This is a genomic window from Qipengyuania qiaonensis, from assembly GCF_019711515.1.
GTDB lineage: Bacteria > Pseudomonadota > Alphaproteobacteria > Sphingomonadales > Sphingomonadaceae > Qipengyuania > Qipengyuania qiaonensis.
The window spans coordinates 364,898-383,113 of sequence record NZ_JAIGNO010000001.1 but is presented as its reverse complement, the minus strand read 5'-3'; the positions used below and the strand labels follow the sequence as shown (position 1 = coordinate 383,113).

Annotated in this window: 17 protein-coding genes; 10 read left to right on the top strand and 7 right to left on the bottom strand. The window is 61.1% G+C overall.

Features of this window, described 5'->3' with window-relative positions; genetic code table 11:
* The first annotated feature begins 30 nt into the window (after positions 1-30).
* Genes K3174_RS01835 through K3174_RS01805 form a run of 7 tightly spaced genes read left to right on the top strand, consistent with a single transcriptional unit; the run spans position 31 to position 6,032 of the window.
* Complete coding sequence (locus tag K3174_RS01835; RefSeq protein ID WP_221555187.1) at positions 31-1,191, top strand: D-alanyl-D-alanine carboxypeptidase family protein; 1,161 nt, start codon at positions 31-33, stop codon at positions 1,189-1,191.
* Positions 1,188-1,832: a dTMP kinase gene (tmk, locus tag K3174_RS01830; protein ID WP_221555186.1), complete on the top strand. Its 645-nt coding sequence runs from the start codon at positions 1,188-1,190 to the stop codon at positions 1,830-1,832. The genes K3174_RS01835 and tmk overlap by 4 nt, the downstream gene beginning before the upstream one ends.
* Complete coding sequence (locus tag K3174_RS01825) at positions 1,826-2,776, top strand: DNA polymerase III subunit delta' (protein WP_345719563.1); 951 nt, start codon at positions 1,826-1,828, stop codon at positions 2,774-2,776. Before tmk ends, K3174_RS01825 begins: the two co-directional genes overlap by 7 nt.
* Entirely contained in the window at positions 2,769-4,328 is a 1,560-nt protein-coding gene (gene metG / locus K3174_RS01820) for a methionine--tRNA ligase (protein ID WP_221555185.1), read from the top strand. Before K3174_RS01825 ends, metG begins: the two co-directional genes overlap by 8 nt.
* The gene (locus tag K3174_RS01815; RefSeq protein ID WP_221555184.1) at positions 4,328-5,104 is read left to right on the top strand and encodes a TatD family hydrolase; all 777 of its coding nucleotides are present in this window, start codon (positions 4,328-4,330) and stop codon (positions 5,102-5,104) included. Before metG ends, K3174_RS01815 begins: the two co-directional genes overlap by 1 nt.
* A complete protein-coding gene (locus K3174_RS01810; RefSeq protein WP_221555183.1) occupies positions 5,101-5,868 on the top strand; it encodes an MBL fold metallo-hydrolase in 768 nt (255 codons plus the stop codon). Before K3174_RS01815 ends, K3174_RS01810 begins: the two co-directional genes overlap by 4 nt.
* Positions 5,865-6,032, top strand: a complete 168-nt coding sequence (locus tag K3174_RS01805; RefSeq protein ID WP_221555182.1) for a hypothetical protein — start codon at positions 5,865-5,867, stop codon at positions 6,030-6,032. Before K3174_RS01810 ends, K3174_RS01805 begins: the two co-directional genes overlap by 4 nt.
* 13 nt (positions 6,033-6,045) lie before the next feature.
* Here K3174_RS01805 and K3174_RS01800 read toward each other — a convergent pair whose 3' ends face one another.
* Together K3174_RS01800 and K3174_RS01795 are read right to left on the bottom strand one after the other, a co-directional pair.
* A complete protein-coding gene (locus K3174_RS01800; protein ID WP_221555181.1) occupies positions 6,046-7,065 on the bottom strand; it encodes a copper resistance protein B in 1,020 nt (339 codons plus the stop codon).
* Entirely contained in the window at positions 7,065-8,861 is a 1,797-nt protein-coding gene (locus tag K3174_RS01795; RefSeq protein ID WP_221555180.1) for a copper resistance system multicopper oxidase, read from the bottom strand. Before K3174_RS01795 ends, K3174_RS01800 begins: the two co-directional genes overlap by 1 nt.
* 92 nt (positions 8,862-8,953) lie before the next feature.
* On the opposite strand from K3174_RS01795, the gene K3174_RS01790 reads away from it, so the two are divergent.
* The 3 genes from K3174_RS01790 (at position 8,954) to mazG (ending at position 11,069) form a co-directional block, all read left to right on the top strand.
* A complete protein-coding gene (locus K3174_RS01790) occupies positions 8,954-9,229 on the top strand; it encodes a metal-sensitive transcriptional regulator (RefSeq protein WP_221555179.1) in 276 nt (91 codons plus the stop codon).
* 128 nt (positions 9,230-9,357) lie between these two features.
* Complete coding sequence (locus K3174_RS01785; protein ID WP_221555178.1) at positions 9,358-10,044, top strand: type 1 glutamine amidotransferase domain-containing protein; 687 nt, start codon at positions 9,358-9,360, stop codon at positions 10,042-10,044.
* A 260-nt stretch (positions 10,045-10,304) separates the two neighbouring features.
* Positions 10,305-11,069: a nucleoside triphosphate pyrophosphohydrolase gene (mazG, locus tag K3174_RS01780; RefSeq protein WP_221555177.1), complete on the top strand. Its 765-nt coding sequence runs from the start codon at positions 10,305-10,307 to the stop codon at positions 11,067-11,069.
* Here mazG and hflX read toward each other — a convergent pair.
* The 5 genes from hflX to ntrC form a co-directional block, all read right to left on the bottom strand.
* On the bottom strand, positions 11,066-12,364 hold the full coding sequence (gene hflX / locus K3174_RS01775; RefSeq protein ID WP_221555176.1) for a GTPase HflX: 1,299 nt from the start codon (positions 12,362-12,364) through the stop codon (positions 11,066-11,068). The two genes, mazG and hflX, sit on opposite strands and share 4 nt — an antisense overlap.
* 17 nt (positions 12,365-12,381) lie before the next feature.
* Positions 12,382-12,921: an RNA chaperone Hfq gene (hfq, locus tag K3174_RS01770; protein ID WP_221555175.1), complete on the bottom strand. Its 540-nt coding sequence runs from the start codon at positions 12,919-12,921 to the stop codon at positions 12,382-12,384.
* A 166-nt stretch (positions 12,922-13,087) separates the two neighbouring features.
* Positions 13,088-14,473 (bottom strand): nitrogen assimilation response regulator NtrX, encoded by a 1,386-nt coding sequence (ntrX, locus tag K3174_RS01765; protein WP_221555174.1) that lies wholly within the window; start codon positions 14,471-14,473, stop codon positions 13,088-13,090.
* A gap of 6 nt (positions 14,474-14,479) precedes the next feature.
* On the bottom strand, positions 14,480-16,711 hold the full coding sequence (locus K3174_RS01760; RefSeq protein WP_221555173.1) for a sensor histidine kinase: 2,232 nt from the start codon (positions 16,709-16,711) through the stop codon (positions 14,480-14,482).
* Positions 16,712-16,796: 85 nt separating this feature from the next.
* Positions 16,797-18,209 carry a nitrogen regulation protein NR(I) gene (ntrC, locus tag K3174_RS01755; protein WP_221555172.1) on the bottom strand — a complete coding sequence of 471 codons (1,413 nt, stop codon included), beginning with the start codon at positions 18,207-18,209 and terminating at the stop codon, positions 16,797-16,799.
* Positions 18,210-18,216: the final 7 nt, after the last annotated feature.

Genomic DNA, 18,216 nt, shown 5'->3' with positions numbered 1-18,216 from the left:
CCGCGGCTCTCGCCCGGCACGGGAGCACACTTGCGTAACCGCCTGATTTCGCTGGCTCTGCTAATCGCCCTTCCCATTGCATCACCGCTTGGCGCGCAGGACAAAACCGTTCCCCGGATTCCGGCCGTGGAAGACGCGCCGATTGCCTATCTCATCGATGCCGGCAGCGGACAGATTCTCTACGAGCGCGAAATTGACCGCCGTTTCATGCCGGCTTCGATCACCAAGGTGATGACGACGTTTCTGGCATTCGAATGGATGGAAGAGGGGCGTCTGTTTCCTCAGCAGGTCTTTGGCGTCCGACCGGGCACGTTCCGTGAATGGAACCGCAAGGGTTCCACCATGTTCCTGCCCGCCGATGCAAGGATAACGGTCGACGATCTTCTGCACGGCATAACGACGGTATCCGCGAACGACGGGGCAGTCGTCCTCGCAGAAGGGGCCGCGGGATCGGTCGGGGATTGGGTCGTGGCGATGAATGCCCGCGCCCGGGACATCGGCATGAGCAACAGTCATTTCGGCAATCCCAATGGCTGGATGGACGACGGGAAGACCTTCGTGACCGCCCGCGATCTCGGCACTCTGGCGCAGGCTATGGTCGCGCGCCACCCTTCTAAGTACCGGCACTTCATCGGGGCTGCGGGTCTCAAATATAACGGGATCGAACAGCGCAATCACGATCCGATATCGGGTGTGGTCGCCGGGGCCGACGGGATCAAGACCGGCTTTACCAATCAGGCAGGCTACGGTTTCCTCGGATCGGCGCAAAGAAACGGGCAACGCCTGGTCATGGTTGTCGCCGGAAGTCCCGATGGAAGGGCGCGGAACCGGGCTTCGCGCGAATTCATCGAATGGGGCTTCCAAAACTTCGAGAGCCGCGTGCTGTTCGCCGATGGCGAACGCATCGCCGGTGCCGATGTACAGGAGGGCGGGGCGACCGAGGTCGGCCTGGTCGTACCGGGGGGTGTACGCATTGCCATTCCTCGGGGCAGCGACCCGCAGGTGTCTTTGTCGCTGCGCTATGAGGGGCCGCTGCAAGCGCCCGTCGCGAAAGGAGAGGAAGTCGCCGAACTGATAGTTTCCATCGAGGGAATGCCCGAACATCGCGTGCCGCTGGTGGCCGGTGAGGAAGTGCTCGAGGCAACCATGCTGCAACGCGTCTTCAACGCCTTCAGGAGCTGGGTGACGTGAACCGGGGCCGGTTTATCGCGTTCGAAGGTGGCGAGGGCATGGGCAAATCGACCCAGGCCCGCATGCTCGCGGAAAAGCTGGAGCGATGGGGCCGGGCGGTCGAACTCACGCGAGAGCCCGGGGGAACTCCGGGGGCGGAGGCGATCCGCGAACTGTTGCTGGCGCCGCCGGGCGAAGGCTGGCCGCCGGCGGCCGAGGCGCTGTTGTTTGCCGCTGCGCGTGCCGATCATGTCGCGCGCAGAATCCGCCCTGCGCTCGAAGCGGGTACGTGGATCGTCTGCGATCGTTTCATCGATTCGAGCCGGGCCTATCAGGGCATTGCCGGCGGTCTGGGGGACGACAGCGTAAACGCTCTTCATCGCGTGGGCAGCGATGGGCTTTTGCCCGACCTCGCTCTTCTGATCGACGCGCCAATTGCGGCAGCGTCCGAGCGGCTCGCCCGGCGCGACGGCGATACGAGCGATGCGATCGGGGGGCGGGCGACCGAATACCATGAGGCGGTCAACGCCGCGTTTCGCGATTTTGCGGATGCAGAGCCCGAGCGCTTTGCCGTCATCGACGGCTCGGGCTCCATCGAAGACGTTCACGAGCGGGTGATCGCTGTCATGCGATCTCGCTTCGAGGAATTCGCCCGGTGCTGATCGGTCACGAGGAAGCCTGGCGCGAGTGGCGCCGGGCCATGGCCGGCGAACGGATGCACCATGCTTGGCTGCTTGCCGGTCGGCGCGGGGTAGGAAAGGCGAGCTTTGCACTTGCTGCGGCCCGCCAGCTTGTTGCGACTGGAAATGCCCAGACGGAACAGCATCCCGACATCCATATGATTTCCTACGCGCCGAAGGACGACAAGGAAGAGCGCAAACGCGCAGAGGGAAAGCCGTTCGAACTGGCTCGCAGCATTCGCATTGCCCAGATCCGCGCAATGCAAAGCCGCCTGAGTACGCGGCCGACATTGGGCGATAGGCGCGCGATCATCATCGACCCCGCCGACGATCTTGAGCGCAACGCAGCCAACGCACTTCTCAAAAGCCTCGAAGAACCCCCCGCAGGAACCTATTTCCTGCTGGTCGCGCATAGTCCGGCGCGGCTTCTGCCTACGATCCGCTCGCGCTGCCGCGTACTTCGTTTCCCGACCGTTTCCGACATGGAGATGGACAATCTCCTGCAAGACCTGTCACCGGCAGCGGATGAAGCGACCCGTGCCGCTGCCATCGCGGCTGCCGCCGGCTCGCCGGGCGCGGCTCGCGAGTTCGTCGATATGGAACTCGGCAGTGTCGCGCAGGCCATGCGTGACATTCTCGACCGGGGCGATCCCGATTTCCGGCTGCGCGGAACTCTGGCAGGACTGATCGGCGCGCGTCCGGACCGGGACCGCATCCGCGCCGTGCTCGAACTGGCACGATCGGTCGTGGCCCAGCGGCTCGAGGCCAACATGGCCGATCCGCGCCGCATCATCGACACGCATAGCGAACTCGTCCGCCTGACCGGCGAGCAGCCGACCTACAATTTCGACGCCGGATTGCTCGCAATGGAAATCGGCACCTTGCTCGCCAACGCTGCCAAGGCTAGCGAGCGGGCCGATGGCTGAACCCTATTACCTTACCACCGCGATCCACTATCCCAACGGCAAGCCGCATATCGGCCATGCCTATGAAACGATCGCGGCCGACGTAATCGCCCGCTTCCAGCGCCTGCGCGGGCGCGAGGTGCGCTTCCAGACCGGCACCGACGAGCACGGGCTGAAGATGGCGCAGAAGGCGCGCGACCTGGGCATGGCGCCGCGCGAGCTTGCCGATGAAATGTCAGGACATTTCAAGGAACTGTTCGACGTTCTCAACATTTCTTACGATCGCTTCATTCGTACGACGGATGCCGATCATCATAACGCCAGTCAGGCGATATGGCAGGCGATGGAAGCCAAGGGCGATCTCTATCTCGACCGGTACGAAGGCTGGTATTCGGTTCGCGACGAAGCCTATTACGACGAGAAGGAACTGGTCGAAGGGGAGGGAGGCGAAAAACTCTCGCCCCAGGGAACTCCGGTCGAATGGACCGAAGAAGAAACCTGGTTCTTCCGCCTCTCGAACTATGCGGAACCGCTGCTCGCACTGTTGAACACCCCCGGATTCCTCGAACCGGCAAGCCGCCGCAACGAGATGATCGCTTTCGTCGAACGCGGACTGCAGGACCTTTCGGTCAGCCGGACCAGCTTCGACTGGGGCGTGAAAGTGCCCGATAGCGATGGCCATGTGATGTATGTCTGGGTCGACGCATTGACCAACTACATCACCGGTGTCGGCTATCCCGATGGCGGCGAGCTATGGGACAAGTTCTGGCCGGCAGACCTCCACCTGATCGGCAAGGACATCGTCCGGTTTCACACGATCTACTGGCCGGCCTTCCTGATGAGCGCGGGCCTGGCGCTGCCGAAAAAGGTGTTCGGCCACGGCTTCCTGCTCAATCGCGGGGTCAAGGAATCGAAGTCGCTCGGCAATGTGACCGATCCGATGGAGCTTGCCGAACGGTTCGGCGTCGATGCGCTGCGCTACTTCCTATTGGCCGAAGTCACCTTCGGGCAGGATGGCAGCTATTCGGCGGAAGCTCTTGTAAACAAGGTGAATGCCGAACTCGCCAACAGCTTTGGTAATCTCGCGCAACGCACCTTGTCGATGATCGCGAAGAACATGGATGGCACGCTCGAACGCTTCGATTCTTCAGTGGATGATCGTGCGTTGCTGGTGAAGGTTCACGAAGCCTGCGCCGATATTCTGCCGCGCGAGTTCGACCAGCTTGCCTTTTCCATCGGGATCGAAGCCTGGCTCAGGGCCGTCTATGCCTGCAATGCCTATGTCGACGAACAAGCGCCCTGGGCGCTCAAGAAAACCGATCCGGAGCGGATGAAAGCCGTGCTGCAGACGCTGTTCATCGCCATTCGCGACCTCGCCATAGCGATCCAGCCCGTCGTGCCGGAGAAATCGGTCGCCGTGCTCGATCAGCTCGGCATTCCTGCCGATCGCCGTGCTTATGCGGATCTGTCGGACGATGGCTGGTTCGAAGCGCTGGTCGCCGGCGGGCATGCGATCGATCCGCCGAAGCCTGTTTTCCCCCGTCTCGAACTGCCCAGCGAAGAGCCCGCCTGATGCTGGTCGATAGCCATTGCCATCTCGAATATGACGGGCTGGTCGACGATCAGGCCGCCGTGCTCGACCGTGCGCGCAGCGCCGGGGTTCAGGCCTTCCTCAACATCTCGACCAAGCGGGCCGAATGGAGACAGGTGGTGGGCACGGCGCAGGCGCAGGGCGACGTCTATGCCAGTGTCGGCATCCATCCGCACAATGCCGACGATCATCCCGACCTGACGCGCGAGGAATTGCTGGAAGCGACGCGCGATCCCAAAGTGATCGGGATCGGGGAAACCGGCCTCGATTATTATTATGACCATTCGGATCGCGAGGCGCAGCAACGCCTGTTCAGGCTGCACATCTATGTGGCGCGCGAAACGCAGCTTCCGGTAATCATCCATACGCGCGATGCGGAAAAGGATACGCTCAATATCCTCGAGGAGGAAATGGGGAAGGGAGCTTTTCCTGCCCTTATCCATTGCTTCACCGCATCGGCGGAATTTGGCGAACACGTGCTGGCACTCGGTCTGTCAGTCTCGATCTCCGGCATCGTCACGTTCAAGAATGCCCGCGAATTGCAGGACTTCGCGAAGGATATCCCGCAGGATCGTTTGCTGGTCGAAACCGACAGCCCGTTCCTCGCCCCCGTACCGCATCGCGGAAAGACCTGCGAACCCGGATTCGTCCGCGATACTGCCACTTTCCTCGCCGACTTGCGCGGAGAGAGCATCGAAGACCTCGCATCCTATACGACCCGGAATTTCTATGCGCTGTTCAGCAGGGCAGCCGCGTGAAGCTTCTGATGCTCGGCTCGGGCACCTCGACCGGGGTGCCGCGTATCGGCAATGACTGGGGCGAATGCGATCCGAACGAGCCGCGAAACCGCCGCAGCAGAGTTTCGATCATCGTCGAGAACGATGCCGGCCAACGGATCCTGGTCGACACCTCGACCGATTTGCGCATGCAACTGCTCGCCAATGGGATCGACAAGGTCGATGCGGTTTTCTGGACGCATGACCATGCCGATCATTGCCACGGCATCGATGATCTGCGTGTCATGCGCTATGACCGAAGCAATCCGCTGCCGGGCTTCGCCAGCACCGTGACCGGCGAGCGCCTGCGGCGGCGGTTCGATTATGTGTTCGAGGGGCAATTCGGCTATCCGACGCTTATAGGTCTTAAAAACGTATCGGATGTTCAGATGGTTGCAGGGTTTTCCTTCGATCATGTCGAAATGCCGCACGGGCCCGTAACGAGCACCGGATTTCGCTTCGAAGCCGACGGGAAGTCGATCGTCTACGCGACCGATTTCAGCGAAATCACCCCAGCCATGTTACGTTGCTACCAGGGCGCCGATATTCTGGTGGTAGACTGTCTGCGCAAACGACCGCATCCCACGCATGCCAATTTGGACATGGCGCTGGAACTGGCGCGGAAATGCAAGGTCCGTAGAACCGTTCTCACGCATATGGACAAGAGCATGGACTATCGCAGTCTTTGCGACGAAGTTCCCAGGAACGTCACGGTAGGCTTCGACGGATTGGAGATGGTTGCGTGAACGAGTACCAGATCGTCTCGCTGATTTCGCTGGTCGGCTTCCTCATACTGGTCGCATCGGGTTTCAGATCGCACAATGTCGGCTGGAGGAAGGGCCTCTATATGGCGGGCGCCTGGGCAGGGATCTTCGCCATCACGATCCTCTTCATCGATATGGTCCGCTGATCGGCAGCCCCGTTCAGAACCAGAACCGGAGGCCGATAACGTAGTTGGTTACGCTCGGATCGTCGCCCGCAAGCCGGGCATAATCCGCGCTTCGGCCGAGCTTCCATTCCTGCTCGACGCCGATGTAAGGCGCAAATTCGCGGGCGATCTCATAGCGCAGCCGCAGACCCAGCTCCACCGTATCGACGCCCGCGCCAACGCCCAGCTCGGGCACATCCCGAGCCGACAAATTCACCTCGGCGCGCGGCTGAAGTATCAGGCGCTGGGTCACGCGTTCGTCGAGTTCGGCTTCGACACGCGCGGTCAGATCGCCCTTGGTCGACAGGAACGCCGCCGCGTCGACTTCGAACAGATAGGGGGCCAGTCCCTGGACGCCGATGACGGCGTGAGTGCGTCCGGGGCCGACCAGGTCCTGGCGGATACCCGCTTGCAAATCCCACCAGGGACCGATTGCGTGGCTCCATAGGCCTTGGAGTTCGGCGGACTCCGGTTTCTCGCCAAACGCGCCTTCGCCCTCGCTCTTGAACCAGAACTTGTCGATATCGTCGCCGTAATAGCCCTGTACGTCCCACAGGTAACCGTCTCCAGCCTCGCGCGCGCGATATTCGGCGCGGTCGCCCTGAAACCAGAAATAGCTCATCCCGCCATTCTCGATCCGCAGCGCTTCGCGCGAGGCGCGCATGGCATCGGCACCCCAGATCGCATCGGCGGCGCGTGGCGGCCCGGCGCCGGCCGCTGCCGGAGCAGGACCATCGGCAATCGGCCTGGTTCCCACCGCGCCATGGTCCATATGCGAATGATCCACGCCCCCATGATCGGTACCGGCATCTGCTGGCTTTTCATCGGATGTCGAGGCTTCAGGCACACATGAACCTTCCGGCACGGGGTGGCCCATGGCGCGGTGACGCGCGGCTTCCATCTCACATTCGCTTTGCGCCGGCGGAGGCGCGGCAGATACCGCGTGCCCGGAATGATCCTGCGCAATAGCTGGCGTGGCGGTACTCGCCAGCAGCGCGGCAACGAAGACGCGCATCAGTCCGTCTCCTCCCGCTTAGCATCCGTGCGATTGCCCCTGGGCGCGACGGTGACGATCTGAAACATCCCCATATGCATGTGGTACAGGAGGTGGCAGTGAAACGCCCAGTCGCCCTCTTCATCGGCGGTGAGGTCGAAAGTCGCGCTGCCGCCGGGCTGGACGACTACCGTATGCTTTTGCGGCTGCCGATCGGCGGGGGCGCCATTGACCAGCTCGAAGAAGTGCCCGTGCAGGTGGATTGGATGCGCCATCATGGTGTCGTTGACGAGCTTGACACGGACGCGCTCGTTATAAGCGAAACGGATGGGATCGTCGCTGACGGAAGAAAACTTCTTTCCGTCGAAAGACCACATATAGCGTTCCATATTTCCGGTGAGGTGGATTTCCATCTGGCGCGAAGGGGGCCGCAGATCGTCATTCGGTACGAGCGCGACGAGATCCCTGTAAGTCAGCACCTTATGGGGAACCTTGTCGAGACCGATGCCGGGATCGCCCATGCGGTCGACGGGGTTCATCGAAACCATGTCGACACCCGGCCCAACCGCGACATCGGGGGGCAGGGTGGACGTGTCGCGCATGTTCATGCCACCCATCGCCATATTGTCCATCGGCTCGGCAGCACGTGTTCGGGACGGTATGCCATGGTCCATAGCCGAATGGTCCATTCCGGCCATACCGCCGCCGCCGTGATCCATCCCCATATCCGCCATCGTCAGGAGAGGGGGGTCGCGTAGCGCTGGAACGTTCGCCTGAGCCCCGGGGCGCGAGGCAAGCATTGCCAGGGCCATGCCCGACCGATCCATGCTTTCTGCGACGATCGCATGCGCTTCGCCGGTCGGCTCGACGACTATGTCGTAAGTCTCGGCTGTGCCGATCTGGAACTCCTCGACCTCTACCGGACGCACGTTCTGCCCGTCGGCAGCAACCACCCAGAACTTCGTGCCCGGAATACGGACGTTGAAGAAGGTCATTGCGCTGCCGTTGATGATCCGCAACCGCACGCGTTCGCCAATGTTGAACAGGTATTCGAGCCCCTCGTCCGGCCCGCGTCCGTTGGCGAGATAGGTGTAGGTCGAACCGGTCACATCGGCGATATCGGTCGGCATCATGCGCATCCGCGCCCACATCCGCCGCTGCTCGCCCGACAAGCCATAGCCGTCGGTCCAGGTGGTCTTGTTGTAGCTGAAGTACTCCTCGCCTTTCTTGAGTTTGCCCATGATCGTATGCGGGTGGAGCGGGGTAAATTCGCTCAGCAGCAGCACGTAATCGCGATCCTCTTGCACCGGATCGCCACTTGCGGGCTCGACGACGATCGGGCCGTAGTGCCCAGCCTGCTCTTGCAGACCCGAATGGCTGTGCCACCAATATGTCCCCGACTGGCGGAGCGCGGGAATGTCGTAGACGAATGTTTCGCCCGGCCCGATGCCGGGAAAGCTGACGCCGGGAACCCCATCGAACTGAAAGGGCAGCAGCAATCCATGCCAGTGAATCGAACTATCTTCCCTGAGCGTGTTGGTGACCGCAAGCCGCACCGGCTGGCCTTCGCGCAAGCGCACAAGCGGGCCGGGAACGCTGCCGTTGACGGCGACGGCATGACCACGGCGGCCCTGCACGATGCGAGCCCCTTCGCCTATGGTGAGCGCGATGTCGCGGCCGGACACTTCGTCGAATCCGGGCCGGATCATTTCGCCATGAAGGTCTGCCCCACGGGCCCAGGCGGGCAAGGCCAGGGCACCTGCGCCAAGAGCCCCGGCGGTCAGCAGGCGACGACGTGATACCGCCAATTCGGACATGGGTCTTGTAACTCCTTCAGCCTCCGTCATATATACCCCTAGGGAGTATGACAAGATACCCCCGAGGGTATTCTTCAGGACGGAGCACTGAAATGCAGGAAACCGGTGGTGCGAGTATCATCAACCGACTGCGCCGGATCGAGGGACAGGTGCGCGGCGTGGCGCAGATGGTCGAGGACGATCGCTATTGCATCGACATCCTCAACCAGATGCAGGCGGTGAAGGCTGCGCTTGGCCGGGCGGAGAGCGAAATCCTCAAGCGCCATGCCGCCTGTTGCGTAGCCGAAGCGATCGCCAGCGGCGATGCTGACGAGCAGAAGCGCAAGTTCGGTGAGCTCGTCGATCTGTTCGAGAAGGCCAAACGATGATCGGGTGGCTCGCCTGATTGCCGCTATCGAAACCGATGCCGGAATTGCGTGTTCATATCGGGAAGCGGCTGAAAACAGACCTCGCACCAGCCATCCGACACCAGCCATCCGACACAGGGACTACCCAAATGAAAATCCTCATGGTTTTGACCAGCCACGACCAACTTGGCGATACCGGCAGGAAAACCGGCTTCTGGCTCGAGGAATTCGCCGCACCCTATTACGTGCTGAAGGACGCCGGACACGATATAACTCTGGCGAGCCCGGCCGGAGGCAAGCCGCCGCTCGATCCCAAGTCGGACGAACCCGACGCACAAACCGAAGCGACCGAGCGGTTCAAGCAGGACCGGGATGCTCAGGCACAGCTTGCCTCGACGCTGAAACTGGCCGATGTGGACATCTCGAAATTCGATGGCGTATTCTATCCGGGCGGTCATGGTCCGCTTTGGGATCTCGCACAGAGCCCGGTATCCAAGGCGATCATAGAGGGCGCGCTCGTGGGCGGAAAGCCCGTTGCGCTCGTCTGCCATGCCCCGGCAGTACTGAAGACCGTGACCGCGCCCGATGGCGAGCCCATCGTCAAGGGCCGCAAGATCACCGGCTTTACGAACGAGGAAGAGGAAGCCGTCGGTTTGACCGATGTGGTCCCGTTCCTGCTTGAAGACGTGCTGAAGGATCAGGGCGGATCGTTCTCCAGGGCCGGAGCATTCGAGCCTCATGTGGTGGAGGACGGCCTGCTGATAACCGGCCAGAATCCGCCGTCGAGCGAACCTGCAGCCAAGAGGCTGCTGGACATTCTCGCGAACGCCACCTGATCGATCTTCAGGCGTTCTCCAGCAGGTATCGGCAGCGCGACGGTCTTTTGCATGATTATCGCTGCCAACAAGCAGATCGGGAAAAGCCCGATCGGGGCGCGGAACGTCGAGAGGGTGGCCGGCCAGTTATCCGAGCTCGCCCGCTCGAATGGGTACCACTCTTATTTAACATAATATATATTATCAGTCTAATACATCTAGCCGAGGTTTCTGCTCCATCGTCTCTTTCGATGCGCTACCCTCTCGGCTAGACCGCGGTCATGTCCGATCAAACCCACCGACTTCTCGAAATCATGGCCAGGCTGCGCGATCCGGAAACCGGATGCGAATGGGACACCGCACAGAATTTCACGACGATTGCGCCATATACGATCGAGGAAGCCTACGAGGTCGCGGACGCCATCGAGCGCGGCGATATGAACGATCTGCGCGGCGAGCTCGGTGATTTGTTGCTGCAAGTCGTGTTCCACGCCCGAATGGCCGAGGAAGCCGGCGATTTTTCCTATGAAGATGTCGCCCGGACCATCTGCGACAAGATGGAGGCGCGCCATCCGCACATCTTCGGCGATCAAGGCGGCACGATGGACAGCGGTCGCTGGGAAGATCTCAAGGCGGCAGAGCGCGAAGCGTCGGGTGCCGCAAGTGCCATGGATGGCGTGGCCGAGGCGCTCCCGGCGCTAATGCGCTCTCACAAACTGCAGAAGCGCGCCGCGCGCGTGGGTTTCGAGTGGCCCGATGTGAACGGGCCCATCGACAAGCTGCACGAAGAGATCGAGGAACTCGCAAGCGCCGCGACCGACGCGGAACGCCTGATCGAGGCTGGCGACGTGCTCTTCGTTGCGGTCAATATCGTGAAGCGCTTTGGCGTGGATCCGGAGCAGGCGCTACGCGCAGCGAACGCAAAATTCGAGCGTCGTTTCAGAAAGATGGAAGAACTATCTCAGGTCGACGGGAAGGAGTTTCCCGCGCTCGATCTCGATATTCAGGAGCAATACTGGCAGCGCGCCAAACACGAGATCGGCTAGGCTAGCGCTTCGTACTGGCCCAGTTCCTTCGGATTTAGCCGCACGGTGATCAGACGGTTGGAGCTACCGTTGGCCGCTTCGATTTCTTCGATCACCTCGCCATGCGCGTGCAACCACGCGATCCGCCGACCGTCGCTTGCCGGAACTTCGAATGTGCGCAAGGTTGCGTTGCGAGTGAGCATCTCGCCCAGGCGTTCGAGCAGCACATCCACGCCTTCGCCGTCAAGCGCCGAAGCTGCGATAACATCCTCGTTCGCCTCGACCTGCATGGCCAATTCCTGCGCATCCTCGTCGGCAAGCTGGTCCCACTTGTTCCAGACTTCGACGATGGGGATCGACGATGTGTCGCCCTCGCCCGTGATGATGTCGAGGTCGCGAAGTATGGCGAGCACCTGCGCTTTCTGAGCCGCGGTCGAAGGATTGGAAATGTCCCGGACGTGGCAGATGACGTCGGCGGAAGTGACTTCCTCCAAAGTGGCCCGGAATGCCGCGACTAGCTGGGTCGGCAGATCGGAAATGAACCCGACCGTGTCCGACAGGATCGCCTTTTCGACGCCCGGCAGGGCAATCGCACGCATGGTCGGGTCGAGTGTGGCGAACAACAGATCTTCGGCCATCACCCCCGCCCCGGTAAGGCGGTTGAACAGGGTGGACTTGCCGGCATTCGTATAGCCGACCAGCGCGACGACCGGCCATGGCGCGCGCTCCCGCCGCTCGCGATGCAAGCCGCGGGTTTTCCGGACCTGCTCGAGTTCCTTGCGCAGGCGCCCCATCCGTTGGCGGATCATTCTCCGGTCGGCTTCGATCTGGGTTTCGCCGGGTCCCCCGAGAAAGCCGAAGCCACCACGCTGGCGCTCGAGGTGGGTCCAACTCCGCACAAGGCGGCTCTGCTGGTAATCCAGATGGGCAAGTTCGACCTGAAGTCGACCTTCCGCCGTCGCGGCACGTTCGCCGAATATCTCCAGGATCAGGCCGGTACGATCGATGACCTTCCGCCCCAGCTTTTCTTCAAGGTTGCGTTGCTGGATCGGAGTAAGCGCCCCGTCCACCACGACCAGTTCGGCTTCGTTCTGTTCACACGCGATGCCGATATTCTCGACCTGCCCCGCCCCAAAGAGCAGGTTCGGCCGCACCTCGCGCACGGGCAGTACGAAACGTTCGGCAATCACGATACCGATGGCCAGCGCCAGGCCCTCGGCTTCGGCAAGCCGGGACTGTGCGTCGAGGTCGTAGGCCATGCCGCGGATGTCCGGACACACCACGAGTGCCCGCGCACCGCGCGATACTTCGCCCATCAAATCATCGTCGAAACTCAGTTGTCGTCCTCTTCCCATTCCTCGGTCAGATCGACCGGGGTCGCAGGCTGGATCGTCGAGACGGCATGCTTGTAGGCCAGTTGGACGTAACCGTCGCGCTCGAGCAGCATACAAAACAGGTCGTATGCAGCAATTCTGCCCTGCAACATCACACCGTTGACCAGGAACATCGTAACCTGCGCCTCAGCCTGGCTTACGCGGCTGAGAAAGACGTCCTGCAACAGCCGCTGCTTGGCGCCGGAACCCTGACTGGCGAATTGTGCAGTGTCCACCGGCTGAGCTGGCATGATGGTGCTGATCGCGTGCTTGTAAACCAGCTGCGACTGACCGTCGCGACGAAGCAGGATCGAAAAGTTGTCGAACCAGGTGACAATACCCTGCAGCTTCACGCCCTTGACAAGAAACATCGTCACCGGCGCCTTGTTCTTGCGCAGCAGATTCAGAAAGGCATCCTGGAGATTCTGTGGACGATTGCCCTGACCGGTTTCAGGCGGTTTGGGGCGTGGTCGTGCAGAGAGTGTTCGGTCGCCGGACATGTGTTTTTCCCGTTTCTTGGCACCCTTTCAGGAGTGCAATCTGGGCGCCCACCACGCCCGAGTTTGTCCGCAGGCTTCTGCGAGCCTAGCTATAGTGGTTGAATATCCGAAACAACGCAATGCAATCCTGGTTTGGTAAGCGAATACGCAACTTTCGCGACACCCATCAGTTCTTCCGGTCCGGCCCCTTTTTTTCTACCATGCCAAGCAGTTTGAGCTTTCGATGCAGCGCCGAGCGCTCCATTCCAATGAAGTTTGCCGTCTTCGAAATATTGCCCGAAAATCTGCGGATCTGTACCGTCAGATATTCGCGTTCGAAGTTTTCCCGCGCTTCGCGGAGCGGGGCACCCATCATGGCCCCTACCCCGCCATTCCCGCTCACCTTCCCGCCGAGCACTTCTTCCGGCAGCATGTCCGCCTCGATCTGTTCGAGATTTTCGCGCGGCGTCAGAATGATAGTGCGCTCGACGACATTGCGGAGCTGGCGCACATTGCCGGGCCAATCATAGGCTTGCAATGCAGCCATGGCTTCCTCGCTGATCTCCGGAGGCCTGATACCCTGCTCGGTCGCGTAGCGGGCAAAAAAACTGTCGGCCAGCGAGGGAATATCGTCGCGACGTTCGGACAATGATGGCACTTCGACGGGAACCACATTCAGTCGATAGAAAAGATCCTCGCGAAAGCGCTTCTCGTCCATCTCTTTCGCCAGGTCGCGGGAAGTCGACGAAACGACGCGCACATCAACACCGATCTGCCGCGTGCCGCCAACTCGCACGAAGCTCTGTTCGGTCAGCACTCGCAGGATCCGGGCCTGGGTGGAAAGCGGCATATCGGCCACCTCGTCGAGGTAAAGTGTTCCGCCATCCGCCGTTTCAAGAAGGCCCGGACGCACCAACTTGCCATCGGCCTCTTCGCCGAAAAGCTCTTCCTCAAATCTCTCCGGCGTGATGCGGGCGGAATTGACGATCACGAAGGCCTTGTCGGCGCGGGGGCTCCAACTATGCAAGAGCCGCGCTGCGACCTCTTTGCCCGCACCGGCCGGTCCGGTCACAAGAACCCGGCTGCCGGTATTGGCGACGCGCTTCAGTGTGGCCCGGACAGTGTTGATAACTGCGGAGTTTCCAGTGAATTCGTCACCCTGCGTCTGATTTTCGCGTAGTCGGGTATTCTCCCGCCGCAGTCGTTCGGTTTCGGTCGCGCGCTCGACGAGATGAAGCAGGCGCTCCGCCTCGAACGGCTTCTCGATGAAATCTACTGCTCCGCGACTGACGGCACTGACCGCTGTATCGATGTTACCGTGACCGGAGAAAATGATGACGGGCAGATCCGGCTCACGCACCTTGATCGCGTCCAGAACTTCCAGCCCGTCCAGCTGGCTTCCATGCAGCCAAACATCGAGCAGGACGAGGCTCGGCCGCTTGGCATCGACCGCTTCCAGTGCAGACGTACTGTCCGCCGCCGTCCGACATTCATAGCCTTCGTCGCTCAAGACACCGGCCACGAGCTCACGAATGTCGCGCTCGTCGTCGACGATGAGAATATCTAACGCCATACGGCCCTACCCTTCACTTTTCCTGCTTGTCTGCGTTTCGCCGCTCATGGCCAGCGGGTCGCGCGCGAACCGCATGGTCACGCGCGTGCCCCCGGTATCTACCGAGGTAAACATCATCTCTCCCCCGTGCTCCTCGACGATCTTGTTCACGATTGCGAGGCCCAGCCCGGTACCCTTCTCCCGGGTGGTCACATAAGGCTCCAGGATATTGACGCGGTCCTGAGGCAGCCCGATCCCGTTATCCTGCACGGAAACGGTGATTGCATCTTCGCTGGGGACCACCTCCACGAATATCCGGCCGCGAAAGTCGATATCGGAGGATTGTGCCTTTACTTCAATTGCCTCGTACGCGTTTTTAAGCGTATTTGTCAGCGCCTGACCAAGCTGGTGCCGGTCGCACTGGATCCGGATGGGACCATTATCCGGGGCCTCGAAACGATAATCGACATCCGGGTGCGCCACTTCCTGAAGAAACAACGACTGCCGCACGAGATCGAGGGCGTCTTCGGGACGAAAGCTCGGCTTTGGCAGACGGGCAAAGCTCGAGAATTCGTCGACCATCTTTCGCAGATCGCCGACCTGCCGCACGATCGTGCTGGTCAGTTCGTCGAAGAGCTCGCCATCCTGCTCGATCTGTTTGCGATAGCGCCGCTTGAGGCGTTCGGTGGCCAGCTGGATCGGAGTCAGCGGGTTCTTGATCTCATGTGCGATGCGACGTGCCACGTCGGACCATGCGGCCTGGCGCTGATCGAGCAGCTGTCGGGTGATATCTTCGAAAGTGATGACGTGGCCGTCGCTTTCGCGCCCGATTTTGACCGCGAGTGTCAGCAGTTCGCCATCGCGGCTGTGTGAAATCACTCCCTTATCCAGCCCTGCCCGTACCATCGCGCCGATCTGCGGCGCAAGATCGTCGAGTGTCGTGGGCAGATTCCCGATCGCGGCTTCGTTGGCGAGCATCGCCTGGGCTGGCGCATTCATGAGGAGGACGTTGAGATCGCCGTCGACGGAAATCACTCCGGCGCTGACCGATTCGAGAACGGCTTCGATAAAGCTACGACGTTCCTCAAGCTCGGTATTGGCGGATAACAGCGCATCGGTCTGCTTTTCCAATTGTGCCGTCATTCTGTTGAATGCACGGTTGAGCAGCCCGATCTCGTCGGCCCCCGTCCGCCCCTCCACCCGCAGAGCGAAATTACCCGCCCCGACCTTTCGCGCCGCGGCGACCAGATCGGTAAGTGGCTCCACCTGTCGGTCGGCAAAGCGAAGCGCAAACCAGACGGCCAATCCAACGAGCGCGAGCGAGACGAAGAAAAGCGCCAGATTGAAGCGCAGCTGAAGCGCGCGAGCGCGTTTGGTGAGCTCGTCATAGGCGGTCGAGATCGAACGCGCGGACTGCCAGCTTCGGAAAGTGCCGGCTTCGGAACTGCGCGCGGTATAAAGATAAATACCTGTGTCTCGGTCGATCGGGGCGACCGCTTCAATCCTCTCCGGGCTGCCTCGCACCGCAACCTGCTCTCCGTTTGACAGCTGGGCCAGCGATTCCTGGGCAAATGCACGAGGATCACTGTCTTCGTTGAGACCATATACGACCGCAGTACGCATCGTACGATCGGGCATCGCTTGCAGGATGGCACTTTCGACGACATCCCGAGGCTCTGCTTGGTACTGATAGAGAACAGCAAAGTTCGGATCGGTTATTTCCAAACGGCCGAGAATAGACCGCATGTCCATCGCCATCGATACGGTTTCGTTGGCGAGATCGAGCTGGTTTTCCTCGTAATAGTTCTCGGCAAGCCGATTCGCGTTCTCCATCAAACCGCGGGAATCATCCGAGAACCAGAAATCCACTCCGGATTGGAACAGAAAAGCCGCAAAACCGGCGACCAGCAGCGTCGGCACGGCGGCGATCATCGAGAAGAAGAACACCAAGCGGACGTGCAGACGCGCCGTACTGCCCGCTGCGCGCCGCAAGGCCATTCTCCGTCCGGCGAGAACCAGCAACGTCATTGCCGGTATCAATGTACCGATAAGCAGGCCCGCTACCTGACGGGATGGCAGCAAATCGCCATTCGGCGGCGCACTGGTAAAAGTCGCCCACGTGCTGGCAACCATTACCAGAAAGGCGACAGCCGCAGTGACCTCGATATAGGCGAATATGTTCTGACGGCGCGACGTGACGACGAATCTGCGCCACCAGCGCGGAGTTTGTCGCTTTGATCCTTCTACGCCAGCTAACATCGTGGCGGGCATACAACTGCACTGTTGCAGTTATGCAAGTACAAATTCGACAAACTGAGGTCCGCAGCAGCCGGCACGCCGGCCGCTAGCGTCTCCGGTTGAAACTTTCCGGCGCAATATCGAGTTCCGCTAGCCGCTTGCGAAGGGTGTTGCGGTTAATTCCCAACATTCTCGCAGCGCGCAACTGGTTGCCCTCGGTCCGTTCGAGCGCGTGTTCGAACAACGGTTTCTCGAATGCCGCAAGGGCTGCATGGTACAATGTACCTTCGCCGGGCTGCATCGTTTCGATCCAGAGCTCGAGCGCCGCGTCGAAGCCGTGCTTGGCGTCCGCGTGTTCGGCAATACGCGTTGCGGGCAGGACGTCGTTGACCGATGACTCGTCGATCACGTCGTCGCGGGCCATCAATGCGAGGCGGAACACCGCATTGCGCAATTCGCGGACATTGCCTCGCCACTCGCGAGCTTTGAGAACGTCGATAGCGTCCGAACTCGCTTGGCGAGCCGGCAATCCCTCGCCTGCAGCCTGGCCGAGAAAATGACGGACCAGCGCGCCGATGTCTTCTTGCCGCTCCCGCAGGGGCGGCAGATGGATCGGAACCACATTGAGGCGGTAGTAAAGATCTTCGCGAAAGCGGCCATCGGCGATCATCGGCACCAGATCACGATTTGTGGCTGCGACGATGCGTACGTCAACGCCGATTTCCTGCCGTCCCCCCACCCTGCGTATCCGCCCCGATTGCAATGCGCGTAGCAGCCGTGTCTGCGCTTCGGCAGGCATATCGCCGATCTCGTCGAGGAACAGCGTACCGCCATTGGCCTGTTCGAACTTGCCGATCTGCTGGCTGACCGCACCGGTAAAGGCTCCACGCTCATGTCCGAACAGCTCGCTTTCCAGGAGATCGTGCGGGATCGCGGCCATATTCACGGCAATAAAGGGCCCGGTCTTCCTCGCGCCGAGCTGGTAGATCGCTTCGGCGACGAGTTCCTTCCCGGTGCCGCTCTCCCCGGTGATCAGCACGGTCAGATCATTGCGCATTACGCGCGTAATCATGCGGAAAACGCCTTGCATGGCCGGACTACGCCCGATCAGCGGCAGTGCGCTTTCCTCTCCGTCATCCGATCCTTCCGCCACCGGCCGGCTGGCAACGGCCTGCGCAACCGCTTGCGTCAACTCGTCCAGGTCGAAAGGCTTGGGGAAATATTCGAAGGCGTCGCTATCGCTTGCGCGGACGGCGGTATCGAGCGTGTTCTGCGCGGAGAGGACGATAATCGGCATCCGCGGCGCATGCTCGCGCACGGTGGAAATGGATGCCAGCCCATCGCCATCGGAAAGGATGACGTCGGTCAGCATGACATCGAATGTGTGGCCGGCCAGCAAGGCATCGCGCCGGGCAAGACTTTCGCAGGCGGTGACGTCGAACCCGTCTTCGCGCAAGGCTTGGGTAATGACCGTGGCAATGCTCTTATCGTCTTCAACCAGTAGTATCGAATGCGCCATTACCCGC